The 16,307-nt window shown below is 67.0% G+C and carries 2 protein-coding genes; both read right to left on the bottom strand.

From position 1 onward, the window contains the following. Positions 1-38 precede the first annotated feature (38 nt). Positions 39-7,982 carry a non-ribosomal peptide synthetase gene (locus QCE79_RS33875; protein WP_309851961.1) on the bottom strand — a complete coding sequence of 2,648 codons (7,944 nt, stop codon included), beginning with the start codon at positions 7,980-7,982 and terminating at the stop codon, positions 39-41. A gap of 2 nt (positions 7,983-7,984) precedes the next feature. Next, positions 7,985-16,294: a non-ribosomal peptide synthetase gene (locus QCE79_RS33880; protein WP_309851964.1), complete on the bottom strand. Its 8,310-nt coding sequence runs from the start codon at positions 16,292-16,294 to the stop codon at positions 7,985-7,987. Between the last annotated feature and the right edge of the window lie 13 nt (positions 16,295-16,307).

Raw genomic sequence — 16,307 nt, forward strand, 5'->3', positions numbered from 1 at the left:
TGTCTGTGTCGGCGTAGCGGAGTCGTGTGCGTGCATCGTCATAATTGAGCAAGGATATCGCGCATTGCGTTCGCCATCGCGGCATCGTCGGCAACGGGACGCTGCAGCGACGACAGTGCGAGCGCCAGCTCCTGCAACGGCTGGTTGCGCATCAGGTCGGCAAGCGGCGCGTCGATACCGAGTTGCGCGCGGATCGCCGATTGCACCTGCATCGCCGCGAGCGAATGGCCGCCCAGTTCGAAGAAGCGGTCGCGGCGACGAACCGGCGCGACCTCGAGAACGCTCGACCAGATGCCGGCCAATGTCGTTTCCATCTCGCCCTCGGGGCATTCCGCAGGATCGGCGGATGCCGATACAACCGGCGCCGGCAACGCCCGGCGGTCGATCTTGCCATTCGGGTTCAGCGGCATCGCCTCGAGCACGACCACGGCCGCCGGCACCATGTAGTCCGGCAAACTCGCCGCGAGGGCTTTGCGCAGCGCGTGGCCGTCGAGCGTCGCGCCTTCGGCCGGCACGGCATACGCGAGCACGCGCAGTCCGCCCACGCCGTCGCGCGTGATGACCGCCGCTTCGCGCACGCAGGGTTGCCGTGCGAGCGACGCCTCGATCTCGCCCAATTCGATGCGAAACCCTCGCACCTTCACCTGATGATCGGTCCGGCCGAGATAGGCCAGCGTGCCATCGGGATTCCAGCGCACGATATCACCCGTCCGATAGAGCCGCGCGCCGGGCGTATCCGCAAGCGGATCGGCGATGAAGCGCGACGCGGTCAGCCCCGGGCGGCCGAGGTAGCCACGCGCGAGCAGCGTCCCGCCGATGCACAACTCCCCTGCCACGCCTAACGGCGCGGCGTTGCATTGCGCATCCAGCACACGCAGCGCGCGGCCATCGAGCGGACCGCCGAGCGGAATCTGCGCGGGCACGTCCACGTCGTGCTGAAGGTAAGGCGCGCAATCGAACGATGTCGTCGTGACCACTGCCTCGCTGGGGCCGTATGTGTTCGCCAGCGCTATGTGCGCGAGGCCTGCCGTGCGCCACGCGCGCACGCCATCGGCGGGCATCGCTTCGCCGCCCGCGTGCACGCGTCGAAGCGTTAGGCAGGCATTGCGCACGGCGTGCGGATCGCGTGCTGCGAAATCCTGCGCGAGCGCGTTCCAGTAAGCCGTCGTCAGATCGGCGACGGTGATGCGTTCGCCGGCCACTTCCGCGAGGAAACGCTCGCTGCTCCACAACTCGGGTCCGCGCAGAATCAGCGTCGCGCCGACGGCGAGCGTCGGAAAGACCTGTTCTACGAAGCCATCGAAATTGAAGGTCGAGAATTGCAGTACGCGATCCCGCGACGTCACGCCGAACAGATCAATCGACACCTCCGTATGACGCGCCAGCGCATCGTGCGTGATGCCGACGCCTTTCGGCCGTCCCGTCGACCCCGATGTGTAGATCACATACGCAAGCCGCGTGGGCGACCACGCGCAATCCGGCTCGGGCTGAGTATCAGGCGGCGGCAGCAGGTTCACATCGAGCGTCGTGACGCCGAGCCGCGCGAGGGACTCGACCGGCACGCTGGAGGTGTCGGCACTCGGCGCGGTCAATGCCACCGCTATGCCGCTGTCCTCGATCATGAACGCCAGCCGTTCCGCCGGATACGACGGATCGAGCGGCACATACGCCGCGCCCGCCTTCAGCACGCCGAGAATCGCGACGATCATCGCGATGGAGCGCTCGATCGCCACGCCGACGCGTGCTTCGGGACCGATGCCGGCCGCGCGCAAGGCGTAAGCCACCTGACTCGCGCGGCGATCAAGCGTGCGGTAATCGAGCGCCACGCCGTCGAGCACGAGCGCGCTTGCGTCGGGCCGAAGCGACGCCTGCCGCGCGATACGCACATGAACGGGCTCCACCGCGGGCACTTCCGGCGCGTGGCCAAGCCGGACTAATTGCGCGCGTTCGTCTGCCGGCAACATGCCGAGCGCGCCGAGCGGCACATCCGGTGCGGCGACGAACGCATCGAGCAAGGTGGACAGTTGCGCGGCCATGCGCTCGATCTGGGCGGCGTCGAAGGTGTCGCCCGCATAATCGAAGTCGATGCGCAGGCTATCCGCGCCGCTCTCGCCCTGCCTGCGCCCCTGCGTGACCGATAGCGTCAGCGGATAACTCGTGCGATCTTCGTTGCGCAAGTTCGAGAACCGCAATTCGCCCACGCCGCTCGCTTTCAGGATGTCGTCGACCGGATAGTTTTCGAACACGATGATGCTGTCGAACAATGCCTGCCCGCCTTCCATTCCTGCCCAGCGCTGAATATCGTAAAGCGCGACGTGTTCATGCTCGCGAGCGGCGACGCCCTGTCCCTGCACGCGTTCGAGCCACGCGGATACGGTGATCGACGGGTCCGGCAGGCCGATCACCGGGATCGTGTTGATGAACAGGCCCAGCGTACGATCCGCGCCCGGCAGCGATTCCGGACGGCCCGCGACCGTCGCGCCGAAGGCGACGGCGCGCTGGCCGGTATAGCGTTGCAACAACACGAGCCACGCGGCCTGCACGAGCGTATTCGGCGTCACGCGCCGGGACCTGGCGAAGCGGCTGAACGCGGCCGCGCGTTCGGCATCCCATGTCAGCGACCACGACCCGTTCGCGGCGGCGCGGGACGCATCGGCCGTTCGTGGCGGCTGCACGGCGTGGGCTAGCAAAGTCGGGCCATCGAGCATCGACAAGTGCTCGCGCCACCAGCTTTCGCTCGCGGCTTGCGACCGCGTGCCGAGCCACGCGATGAAATCGCGATAGCGCCCCGGCGCGTGATCGGCGGAACGCCCTTCATATGAGGCCAGCACCTCGGCCAGCAAACGCGCGGCGCTCCAGCCATCGAGCAGCGCGTGATGAAAGGTCCAGACGAAGTGATGACGCGCCGCACCGGTACGCAGCACATCGACGCGCCACAGCGGCGCACGCGTGAGATCGAAGCCTTGCGCGACCAACGCGGCGGCGTGCCGATCGAGACGCGCGTCGAGTTCCGCGCCGGCATGCGGTCCGGCATGCCAGTCCTCGACAACGAACGGCGTCGGGACGCTGCGCGCGACCCACTGACGCGGACCGTCGTCGAACGATAGAAAGCCGGTGCGAAGCACGTCGTGACGGATCGCCGCGGCCGTCCATGCCGCTTCGAATCGCGCACAATCCAGACCGTCGATATCCACGCGCATCTGGTTCACATACGCGCCGGGCTGCTGCCCGAGCAGACTATGAAACACGATGCCCGTCTGCATCGGCGCGAGCGGATAGAGATCCGCGACATCGGCCGCGCGCATCGGCAAGCGATCTAGCCGCGCCTGACCAACGCCGGCCAGCGGCACGTCCGACGGCGTCAGCCCCGACGCGCCGCTTTCGCAATGATCCAGCGCGGCGAGCAGTTCGCGGCGCACGCTGTCGGCGAGCGCGTCGAGCACGGCGTGGCCGTAGCGGTCGCCATTCGCATGCAGCAATGCGACCGACAGCGCGCCATCGTGAATCTGCGCGGCGATCTCCAGTGCGTGCGTCGCGCGATTCAGCGCGCCCGTCGCGCGGCCGCCCGATTCCGTCGCGAGCCGCCAGCCGTCGCCGTCTCCGACATGAGCGGTAGCGTCGAACTGGCCGAGATAGTTGAACAGCACGTCCGCGTGGCCAATGCCCGCGAGCGACGCGCGTTGCGACGGCGTGCCGAGATACTTCGCCATGCCGAAACTGATGCCGTCGTGCGGCACCGCGCGGCGCGCTTCCTTCACGCGCTTGAGCGCCGCGCCGGGTTCGCCGGTCGGCGCGAGTTCGAACGGATAGATGCTCGTGAACCAGCCGACCGTGCGGCTCAGATCCGCCGCGCCGAACGGTGTTTCGCGGCCATGAGCTTCGAGATCGATGCGCAACGCATCGCGCCCGGCGAAGGCGCACAACGCGCGGCCCGTGGCGAGCAGCAGTAGATCGACGAGTTGTGTGCGATACGCGACGCAGGCGTCCTGTTGCAAACGTCGCGTGGCGGCGCGATCGAACTGCACGACGGCACGGACGGCTTCGCCTGCGGCATGCGGCGAACCCGACGAACCCTCGGGCAGCGCGGCGGGGACATCGGCGAGAGGCTGCCAGTGCGTCATCGCGCGTTCGACTTCTGCTCCGCGCGCCGCTTCCTGCAACTGTCGGCCGAAGGCTTGATAGGACGTCGTCGGCTCCGGCAACGACACAGGTTCGCCCGCGCGGCGTCGCGCATAGGCGTGTTGCAAGTCGTCGAGCAGAATGCGCCACGACACGGTATCCACGGCCAGATGATGGATCGCGATGAAAACGCGCCAGGTGCCATCGTCGATGCCGAGCGCGAGCGCCCGGATCAGCGGTCCGCGTTCGATATCGAGGCTAGCTTGAAGGGCGTCGCATCGGGCTTCGATATCGGCCGCAGGAACTTGCGACACGACTTGCAGCGGCGACGCCGTCTCTGCCGCCGCGTAACGTTGACGCCAGCTATCGGTGAAATCGAAGCGCAGGCGCAACGCATCGTGATGCGCAATCGTTGCATGCAGCGCGTCTTGCAGCGCACCGGTATCGAGCGTGTGTCCGACGTTCAGCAATACCGCCTGATTCCAGTGGTTGCGCACGGGAAACGGTTCGGAGAAAAACCACGCCTGGATCGGCAGCAAGGGCACGGGTGCGTGCACATCGATACCGGCGATCGGCGTGACCGTGGCAGGCGATGTTTCATCGAGCGAGACGGAGACGGCGACGGCTGCGAGTTGCGCGACGGTCTGCTGCTCGAAAATCTGCCGCGCGCTCAGACCGACACCCGCGCGACGCGCCAGCGCGACGATCTGCAAGCCCATGATCGAGTCGCCGCCCAGCTCGAAGAAATTCTCGTGGCGGCCGATACGCTCGCGCTTCAACAACTGCGCCCAGATCGCGGCCAGCGCCGTTTCGACTTCCCCCTGCGGCGCTTCGAACGATGACGACGCGGGTTCTTCCGGCGCGGGCAGCGCGCGGCGATCGATCTTGCCGTTCGGCGTCAACGGCATCGCGTCCAGCACGATCAGCATGCCCGGCACCATGTAGTCGGGCAGCGTCGCGGCGAGTTGCGCCCGTAACGTCGCCCTATCGATACGATGTCCCGCCGACGCCGTCACGTAACCCGCCAGACGCGCGCCGTTCGGGCCGTCGAGCGCAACGACGACCGCGTCCGCGACGCCCGTCTGTTCGCGCAGCCGAGCTTCGATTTCGCCCGGCTCGATGCGAAAGCCGCGCACTTTCACCTGTTCGTCGAGGCGGCCCAGAAACGCGAGCTGGCCATCGGCGCGCCAGCGCACGAGATCGCCGGTGCAGTAGAGGCGCGCACCTGGCGTGCCGGAAAACGGGTCCGGCACGAAACGGGACGCGCTCAGTCCGGGCTGGCCGAGATAGCCGCGCGCCAGTCCCGCGCCACCCAGATGCAGTTCGCCGGGCACGCCGGGCGGCACCGGGCGCTTGCGGGCATCGAGCACCCACGCCGTGCGCGGTCCGATGCAGCGGCCGATGGGCGCATAGGGGCCATCGAACGCGGCTTCGTCGGCTTGCCAGACGGTAGGCGTGATGACGGCCTCCGACGGTCCGTAAGCGTTGAAGATGCGCTGCGGCGCGAGTTGCGCGCGTACCGCGTCGAAGCCCGCGCGCGACCACGCCTCGCCGCCGACGATGCACGTCCGCACGCGCACCGCTCCGGCCGCCGTCTGACGCGCGAAGGCATCGATATAAGTGGGCGGAAGATCGAGCGCGGTGATGCCGTGGGCGCCGATTTCATCGACGAGCCGCTCGGCGGACCACACGTCGTCGTCGCGCAGAAGGATCGCGGCCCCGCGCGTGAGCGGCATCAGCAATTGCTCGGCGGCGGCATCGAAGCTGATCGACGCGAAATGCAGGCACCGATCCGTTTCGTCGATGCCGTAGCGCGCGCCGATCGCCTCGCAATGCGCTGCCAGCGCGCCATGCGCGACAGCAACGCCCTTGGGCCGCCCGGTCGATCCCGATGTGTAGACCACGTAAGCGAGGTTGTGCGCGTGCAGCGCAGGATCGGGATCGGCGCCATGCGCGTCGGGCAGCGCGCAGGTATCGAGGTTCAGCATGGGCATGGCGCATGCCTGGCGCGCGCGCGCTTCGGACGAAGCATCCACCAGCAGCAAGCCAATGCCGCTGTCGGTCGTCATATGAGCAAGACGGTCGGCCGGATACGCCGGATCGAGCGGCACATACGCGCCGCCCGCCTTGAGGATGCCGAGCAACGCAGCGACCAGGCCGGCGGAACGCGACATCGCGAGACCGACGCGACCTTCCGGCCCGATGCCCTCGCGCACGAGAAGCGCCGCGATCCGGTTCGCCTGCTCGTTCAGTTCACGATAGGTCATGCGCGCGGCGTCGCCGATCAGCGCGGGCGCATCGGGCGTGGCGCGCGCACGCGCTGCGAAGCGCCGATGAACGAAGTCATGCGCGTCGGCCGAACCTTCGAGCGCGCCGCTCCATTCGTGCAATTGCCGCCGCTGCGCCGCGTCGAGCAATGCAACATCGTCGATGCGTTGCGACGGCTCCTCGGTCAGCGCGCGCAACATGTTCAGATAGTGACCGCCGATTCGCGCGATGCTCGCCGCGTCGAACAATTCGGCCGCGTAGATCAATTCGGCGTCCATCGCGCCGTCCGCGTGTTCGTCGATGTTCAGCGTCAGTTCGAACAACGCCGACTCGTCGGGCAAGTCATAGCGTTCGGCCGTCAAGCCGGGCAACGATTCCGTGATGCGCCAGTCGCTGCGTTGATGATTGAACATGACCTGAAACAGCGGCGTATGACTGAGGCTGCGCTCGGGACGCAGCGCGTCGACCAGTGCATCGAACGGCACATCCTGATGCGCCTGCGCGCCGAGCGTGGCCTGACGCGTCTGTTCGAGCAACGCATCGAGCGTCGTGCCGCTATCGATGCGCGCGCGCAGCACCTGCGTATTCACGAAGAAGCCGATCAACGGCTCCGTCTCCATCCGGTGACGATTCGCCACCGGCACGCCGACGCGAATATCGTCTTGTCCCGTGTAGCGATGCAACAGCGCCTCGAACGCCGTGAGCAACACCATGAACGGCGTCGTCGATGTCGCTTGCGCGCGCGCCTTCAGCGCTTGCGCGAGCGTGTCCGGCAAGCGCACACGATGACGCGCCGCGCGATACGCGGCCTGCGCCTGACGCGGTGCATCGGTGGGTAGCGCGAGCACGGCTTGCGCGTCGCCCAGCGCCTCGCGCCAGTACACGAGTTGCTTGTCCCGTTCGCCCGCATCCAGCCATTCGCGTTGCCACGCGGCGTAGTCCGCGTATTGCACATCGAGCGCGGGCAGCGTCAGCGACTCGTTCAGCACGGCGGCGCGGTAATGCGCCACCAACTCTTCGAGCAGCACGCGCACCGACCAGCCGTCCGAGACGATGTGATGCATCGCCAGCACGAACAGGCTGCGCCCTTCTTGACCGTGATAGAGCGCCGCGCGCAGCAGCGGACCTTGCGCGAGATCGAACGGACGATTCGCCAGCGCACGCGCGGCGTCGTCGATCTCACTTGCCGCCAGCGTGGCCTCTTGCCAGTCGAGCGCGGCGTGCGCGTCGATCCATTGTTCGACCTGCCCCGCTTCATCGGCGATGAAGCGTGTGCGCAGCACTTCGTGACGCGCGACGATCGCTTCGACGCTCGCACGCAAGGCTGACGCATTCACCGCGCCATTCAGCCACAATCCGCCCGCGACGTGATACGCGCTGCTCGCAGGCGACAACTGCCACATGAACCATTGACGCTGCTGTGCATACGATGCCACGACGTGCGGCGCGCCACTGCGCGTGCGCGCGAGAATCGGAAACTGTGCGGGACTGACGCCCTGCTCGTTCATCTTTTGCCAGAAAAGCCTGCGCTTGTCGGGCGTCAACTCGCTGAAGCGTTCGGCGATGCGCCGCGCCGCGTCCTTGTCCATTGCCATGCTCAAAGCGTATCCATGAAGAGATCCAGGCCGCGAAGCGCGTCGTCCGATGGCTGCGCGGCGCGCATTTGCGCCACGGCCGCCGCCTGCGCCGCGAGCGTCGGCGCATTGAACAGCGTCGCGAGCGGCAGGCTCGTGCCCAGTTCGAGCCCGATGCGCGCGTTCAACTGCACCGCGAGCAGCGAATGGCCGCCCAGATCGAAGAATTTGTCGTGTCTGCCGATGCGCTCGATGCCGAGCAGCGTCGCCCAGATCGACGCGAGTTCGCTTTCGATGCCGTCGCGCGGCGCTTCCCACGGCGTGTCGCCGGTCGCGCGATCGAGAGCCGGTTGCGGCAGCGCGTGACGATCGACCTTGCCGTTGGCGTTGAGCGGCATCGCGGAAAGCGGCACGATGCGCCACGGCACCATGTAGTCCGGCAGCGTTCGCGCGAGGGCTGCGCGCAGATCGTCCGGGTCGAGCGCGTCGCCCGTCACCCACGCAACGAGCCGCTCGTCGCGCGCCATCACGACGGCTTCGCGCACGCCGCGCCCGATCAGCGCCGCCTCGATCTCGCCGAGTTCGATCCGCAAGCCGCGCAGCTTCACCTGATGGTCGACGCGGCCCAGACAGTCGAGCGCGCCGTCATCGCGCCAGCGCACGACATCGCCGGTGCGGTACAGACGTGCACCCGGCTCGGTCGCGAACGGGTCCGGCACGAAACGTTCGGCGGTCAGCGCCGCGCGGCCGAGATAGCCGCGCGCGAGTCCCGCGCCGCCGAGATACAACTCGCCTGGCACGCCCGCCGCCACCGGCGTCATGCGCGCATCGAGCACCCGGGTTTGCGTCGCGGCGATCGGCCGGCCGATGGGTACGGCGCGCGCGGCTTCGTCCACGCAGGTCCACGCGGTCACGTCGATGGCTGCTTCGGTCGGTCCATACAGGTTGTGCAACGCGACCGCAGGCAAAGCAGCGGCGACGCGCTGGCGCAAGTCGGCGGACAACGCTTCGCCGCTACAGACGATGCGCGTGAGCGCCTCGCCGCAGCCGGACGCCGCGCCGCTCGCGACGAACGCTTGCAGCATCGACGGCACGAAATGCAGCGTGGTGACTGCATGGCGGCGCATGGTCGCGGCCAGCACGGCGGGATCGCGATGCGCTTCCGGCGCGGCAATGGCCAGACGCGCGCCGACCATCAGCGGCCAGAAAAACTCCCAGACCGAGACGTCGAAGCTGAACGGCGTTTTTTGCAGCACGGTTTCGCCGCGACGCAGTGTGTACTCGCGCTGCATCCATTCGAGCCGATTCCACAACGCGTCGTGACGATTGCCGACGCCCTTCGGTTTGCCGGTGGAGCCTGACGTATAGATCACATACGCCAGATTCGCGCCGTGAAGCGGGACATCGAGATCGGCAGTGTCGAAGCCGCGCGTGTCGATGTCTTCCAGTGCGAAGCACGGCACGCCATCGACCGAAGGAAGCGCGACTTCGCGCTGACGCAACACCACATCCGGCCGGCTGTCCTCGATCATGAAGGCCAGCCGCTCGTCGGGATATGACGGATCGAGCGGCAGATAGGCCGCGCCTGCCTTGACGATCGCATACAGCGCGATCAGCAAGTCGAAGGAGCGCAACGCGGCGATACCCACGCGCGATTCCACGCCGACGCCTTGCGCCCGCAACCAGCGGGCAAGACGATTCGCGCGCGCGTTCAGTTCGCCGTAGCGCATCGTTTCGTCGCCGAACAGCAGCGCCGCGTCGTCCGGATGCAGGGCCGCGTGACGCTCGAACGCGCGGAACACGGGCGCGTAACCCTCGTAGCGCGTCGGGTTCACGCTCCAGCGCGACAGCGTTTCCGCTTCGATATCGTCGATCAACGCGATCTCGCCGATTCGCACGCTGGCCGCCGTATCCTGCGCGAACGCCGCGAGAATGCGTTGGTAATGCCGTGCGAGACGCGCGATGGTCGCCTCGTTGAACAACTCGCGCGCGTAAGTCACTTCCAGCGAGATGGCGCCGTCGGCGTCCTCGCGAGTATCGAGCGACAGTTCGAATTGAGCCATCGGCGCGGGCAGGCCGTAAGGTTCGATGGCAAGTCCGGGAAGTTGCTCCAGCACGCGCCAGTCGCTGCGTTGATGATTGAACATGACCTGAAACAGCGGCGTATGACTGAGGCTGCGCTCGGGACGCAGCGCGTCGACCAGTGCATCGAACGGCACATCCTGATGCGCCTGCGCGCCGAGCGTGGCCTGACGCGTCTGTTCGAGCAACGCATCGAGCGTCGTGCCGCTATCGATGCGCGCGCGCAGCACCTGCGTATTCACGAAGAAGCCGATCAACGGCTCCGTCTCCATCCGGTGACGATTCGCCACCGGCACGCCGACGCGAATATCGTCTTGTCCCGTGTAGCGATGCAACAGCGCCTCGAACGCCGTGAGCAACACCATGAACGGCGTCGTCGATGTCGCTTGCGCGCGCGCCTTCAGCGCTTGCGCGAGCGTGTCCGGCAAGCGCACACGATGACGCGCCGCGCGATACGCGGCCTGCGCCTGACGCGGTGCATCGGTGGGTAGCGCGAGCACGGCTTGCGCGTCGCCCAGCGCCTCGCGCCAGTACACGAGTTGCTTGTCCCGTTCGCCCGCATCCAGCCATTCGCGTTGCCACGCGGCGTAGTCCGCGTATTGCACATCGAGCGCGGGCAGCGTCAGCGACTCGTTCAGCACGGCGGCGCGGTAATGCGCCACCAACTCTTCGAGCAGCACGCGCACCGACCAGCCGTCCGAGACGATGTGATGCATCGCCAGCACGAACAGGCTGCGCCCTTCTTGACCGTGATAGAGCGCCGCGCGCAGCAGCGGACCTTGCGCGAGATCGAACGGACGATTCGCCAGCGCACGCGCGGCGTCGTCGATCTCACTTGCCGCCAGCGTGGCCTCTTGCCAGTCGAGCGCGGCGTGCGCGTCGATCCATTGTTCGACCTGCCCCGCTTCATCGGCGATGAAGCGTGTGCGCAGCACTTCGTGACGCGCGACGATCGCTTCGACGCTCGCACGCAAGGCTGACGCATTCACCGCGCCATTCAGCCACAATCCGCCCGCGACGTGATACGCGCTGCTCGCAGGCGACAACTGCCACATGAACCATTGACGCTGCTGTGCATACGATGCCCGCGTCCGCCCGCGCGATGCATCGGGCAAGCGCGGAATCGTGGTTTGCCGACGCACCGGTGTATCCGCTGCTGTGGACGCTTCGTCGAGCCGCTGCGCGAGTTGCGCCAGCGTGAGTCGTTGAAACAGCAGCTTCGGCGTGAGCGACACATTCGCCTTGCGCGCTTTCGCCACGACCTTGAGGCCGAGAATCGAGTCGCCGCCCGCCTCGAAGAAATTGCATCGGCGATCGATTGCGTTCGCTTCCAGTCCGATCACATCCGCCCAAAGTCGCGCGAGCAGGATTTCGGTCGCGCCGCGCGGTGCGTCGAGATCGGCGGGCGCGGCGGCTGACGACACCGCAGGCAACCATGCCTGCAATGCGGCGCGGTCAAGCTTACCGTTCGCGTTCAGCGGCAACGCATCGACGATCACGATATCGGCCGGGACCATATAGTCCGGCAGCCATGCCGATATGCTGCTGCGCACCGCATCCGCCGAAACGTCGCCCGCGACGAACGCCACGAGCCGCGTACCGCTTTCCGCGTCGTGTGCCAGCACCGCGCCGCCGCGAACGCCGTCGACACGTTGCAGCGCGCGTTCCACTTCCGCAGGCTCGACGCGATATCCGCGCACCTTCACCTGATCGTCCACGCGGCCGAGATACTCGAGCAAGCCGTCAGCACCGATGCGCGCGCGATCGCCGGTTCGGTACAGACGCGCGCCCAGCGCGAACGGATCCGGCACGAAACGCTCGGCGCTCAGACCCGCGCGGCCGTGATAACCGCGCGCGACACCGGGTCCGCCCACGTAGAGTTCGCCCACCGCGCCCGGCTCGACCACTTGCATCGCTGCATCGAGAACATGAATGCGCGTATTCGGCAGCGCCGCGCCGAGCGGCAGATCGCGTTGCCTGTCCATGATGGCCTGCCATTCGTGCATCGCGACCCCCACGGTGGTTTCGGTCGGGCCATAGTGGTTGAAAATTCGGCACACGGGCTGAAGCGCGCGCAGACGTTCGAGTAACGCGGCAGACGTTGCCTCGCCGCCGACGATCAGCGCTTGCGTCGGCAGCACGTCACGCGGTCGCGCGGCACTCAGCAACGCGGACAAATGACTCGGCACGATCTTCAGTATGCCGATGCAATGTTCGGACATGTAGCGCGCGAATCTATCGGGATCGAATGCCAGTTCAGGCGCGAGCAGATGCAGCGTGCGCCCCGAGCACAATGCGCCGAACAAAACCGTGTGGCCGAGATCGGCCGCAGGCGTCGACACCATCGCGAAAGACGCGTGACCATCGATATTCAACGTCGACAGCATGCCTTGAACGTAATTGCCGAGCGCGCGATGCGTGACGATCACGCCTTTCGGTTCGCCCGTCGAGCCCGACGTGTAGATCATGTACGCGGCGCGATCGGGATGCGCCAAAACGGCTGATGGCGCGTGCGTCGCCCGGTCAGTGTGCGCGTCGAAGCATATCGGTAGCGCTGTCGTGTTCGTTGCGCTTAATCCGGCCGGCAAAGGCGCCGCATGCAACAGCAGTTTCGCGCCACAATCGCGCAACTGCGACGCCAGTCGTGCAACGGGCGCTCGCGCGTCGAGCGGCACCCATGTAGCGCCCGCTTTCAGTGAGGCGAGCATGCCCATCACATGTTCGATGGAACGCTCGGCCAGCACACCCACGCGCGCTTCGAGGGTGATATCGCGTGCGACGAATTGCGCCGCAAGCGCATTGGCGGCGGCATCGAGCTCGGCGAAAGTCGCACTGCGATCGCCGTCGCGCAGCGCGACCCTGTCGCCATGTCGCGCGACACTCGTGTTCCACAGGCTCAACACATCGGTTTCGGTATCGAAGCGTGATTGTGCCGGTGCGTGCTCGTTCGGAAGACGTCCGATCGGAACATCGGGCGCATCGAGCAGACGCTGTGCCGATCGCACGAACGTATTCGTCAAATGCGAGACGAAAGCGGCGTCGAACACGGCATCGTCGTAAGCGACGAGAAAATCGATTTGGCCGCCCGTATCGGTGAAGTCGAGCGCGAGATCGAAGTGCGGCGCATCGTTCGGCAAGACACGCACGGAGGCATCGAGAGGCGCGAACAGATGTTCCGCGAACGGACGCTGTTCGGTGAGCTTGACCTGGAACAGCACATCGCCGGCTTGCGCGCGTCGGGGCAACAAGGCGCTTACGAGCCGATCGAACGGCACGTCCCGGTTCTCATGCGCGCCGAGCACGGTATCGCGCGCGGCTTCGACGAGCGAGCCGAAATGCAGATCCGGCGTGATGTGCGTGCGCAAGACCTGCACATTGATGAAGTAGCCGACGATGTCCTGCGCTTCGGGCCGCAAGCGCCGCGACACCGGCGCGCCGACGCGGATATCGTCCTTGCCGCTCGATTCATGCAGCACGACGTTGAGGATCGCGAGCACAGCCATAAACAGCGACGCACGATGCTCGCCCGCAAAGTCGCGCAAGCGTGCGGCCAAATCGGACGGCAGCGCGAACGAGGTGTGGCGCTGACGACCGGCGAGCGTACCGTCCGCAGCCGGAAACAGACGTGCGGCGGCCGCCGGATCGCCGTCGGACGCGAGTTGCGCCCGCCAGTAATCGAGTTGCGCGGCCAGCGCGGCGGCACCGGTGTTGGCGCGATCCCACGCAACGTAGTCCGCGAATTGCAGACGCTGCGGCGCGTGGTCGAAGCGTCCGTGGTAGGCATCGGCGAGCGATGCCAGCAACACGTTCACCGACCAGCCATCCGCGATGACATGATGCATCGCCAGCAGCAGACGATGCTCGCGCGGACTCACGCTCACCAGATGCGCGCGGACAAGCGGCCCGCGTTCGAGATCGAACGGCGCGCGCGCGATCGTCCTCGTGATCGCGTCGAGGTTGTCGCCGGACAGCGTATGGTCCAGTCTCACGACGAGCGAGTCGTCGATCAGTTGCAACGGCTCGCCATCGTCATCGATCTCGAAGCGCGCGCGCAAGATGTCGTGCCGCTGCACGACTGCATCGAAGGCGCGTTGCAGCGCGGGCACATCGAGTTCGCCGTTCAGACGCAGTTCGCCGCTCATGTTGTACGCCGCGCTCGACGGATCGTGGTGCCATGTCAGCCACAGACCGCGCTGCGCGTCGGACGCACGCGAGCTTGCACGCTGCTTGCCGGAGAGGTGCGGAATCGGCGCGAGCGTGGCCGTGACACCTTGCGCGCGAAGCGCGTTCACGCGGATCGCGGCATCGCGTAACACAGGCGCGGAGAAAACGTCGCGCGGCGTGAAGGCGATCGACCAGTGTGCGCTCGCCGAAGCCGCGATCTGCACCGCTGCCAGCGAGTTGCCGCCTAGCGCGAAGAAACTCGCATCGGCGTTCGCCGGGTTCGATCCGGGCAGCGCGTCGGCCCACAGCGCGGCGAGTGCGTGCTCCGTTTCAGATAACGATGTATCCGCGCTCGGCGACGCTTCGTCGTTATCGATGCGTCCGCCTTGCACAAACCACGCATACGCATCGAGCGAACGTTGCGTCCAGCCGAGCGCGCAGGCCGCACGCTGCACCTTGCCGCTCGACGTTTTCGGCAGGCCGCCCGGACTGAGGAGCGCGATCGCGCTCGCGGGTTCGCCGCAAGCGAGCGCAACGGCTTCGGTCAAGGCCGCCGCGAGGTCCGCCGGCGCGACCAGCTTGCGCATCTTCGGCGACACTTCCGCCGCGATGCCGATGGCCGCACGCCCGTCGATATCGACGGAAAACGCCGCGATGCGCCCGCGCCGCACGATGTCCACATCGCGCTCGATCGCGAGTTCGAGATCTTGCGGAAACAGGTTGCGCCCGCGCACGATCAAAACATCCTTGATGCGCCCCGCGATATACAACTCGCCTTCGTGCATGAAGCCGAGGTCGCCGGTGCGCAGCCACGTCGCGCCATCGCGCTGCACGAAGGTGGCGGCGCTCGCGTCCGCGCGACGCCAGTATCCCGCCGCGACGCTCGGCCCGTTCACGCAGATCTCGCCGATCTCACCGGCCTGTAACGGCTCGCCGCGCTCGGCATCGACGATGGCGATCGCATGTCCGCTCGCGGGCCGCCCGCATGACACGATGGCGCTCGCGCGCGCGCCGCCCACGCCCACGCGCGCGCGCCTTTGCGCCACCGCCGCATCGTCGAACGACGGCGCACGCGCGCCCGTGCGACGCGCGACGCCGGTCACGTACAGCGTCGCTTCGGCGAGCCCATAGCAGGGAAACAGCGCATCGGCGTCGAAGCGTGCGGGCGAGAAGCGCGCGACGAAAGCATCGAGCGTCGGCTTGCGCACCGGCTCCGAACCGGAAAACGCCACGCGCCAGCTCGACAGATCGAGCGCATCGCGCTGGGCGTCGTTCACGCGATCCGCGCACAGACGATAGGCGAAATCGGGACCCCCGGAAATCGTGCCGCGATGCCGCGCGATGGCATCGAGCCAGCGCACCGGACGCTCGAGAAAGTATTGCGGCGACATCAGCACGAGCGGAATGCCGCTGAACACCGGTTGCGACAGCGTGCCGATCAGTCCCATGTCGTGGTACAGCGGCAGCCAGGATACGAAGACATCGTCGCGGGTCACACCCAGCCCTTCGCGGATCGCCGACTCGTTGGCCCAGAGGCTGCCGTGCGTGACCATCACGCCCTTGGGCGTCGACGTGGAACCCGACGTGTATTGCAGAAACGCGATATCCGATGCCGCCGCGCGATACGGCTCGAACGAATACGCATCGCGTTCGATATCGAGTGCGTCCATCGTCAGGCGTGCCGCGCTCGGGGCGATGGCGGCGAACGCATCGCCGAGCCTCGCCTCCAGTGCGCGCGTGGTTACGATGAACGCCGCATCCGCGTCCGCCGCGATGGCCGAAAGACGCGTCAGATGCTGCCCGCGCAAGGATTCCGGGGGATAGGCCGGCACCGCGATCGCACCGGCGTACAGGCAACCGAAAAACGCGGCCACGTAGTCGAGGCCGCTATCCATCATCAACAGCACGCGGACGCCGTTCGTCCAGCCGTGCGCGTCGCGCAGACAGCGTGCGAGCGCCGTGGCGCGGCGATCCAGCGCCGCATAGTCGTAACGCGTGTCGCCGGTCGCGTCGACGGTCACGAGCGCCGTGTGGTTCGCGCGCGAGACGGCCAGCGTCCGCAACTGCTCAATCATGTTCTCAGCCATTTCACCATCTCGT

It is taken from the genome of Caballeronia sp. LZ003, assembly GCF_031451465.1.
Lineage (GTDB): Bacteria > Pseudomonadota > Gammaproteobacteria > Burkholderiales > Burkholderiaceae > Caballeronia.

Excerpts from the sequence above, each read along its gene's own strand:
- QCE79_RS33875 (WP_309851961.1), bottom strand. The coding sequence starts at position 7,982 with ATGGCAATGGACAAGGACGCGGCGCGGCGCATCGCCGAACGCTTCAGC.
- QCE79_RS33880 (WP_309851964.1), bottom strand. The coding sequence starts at position 16,294 with ATGGCTGAGAACATGATTGAGCAGTTGCGGACGCTGGCCGTCTCGCGC.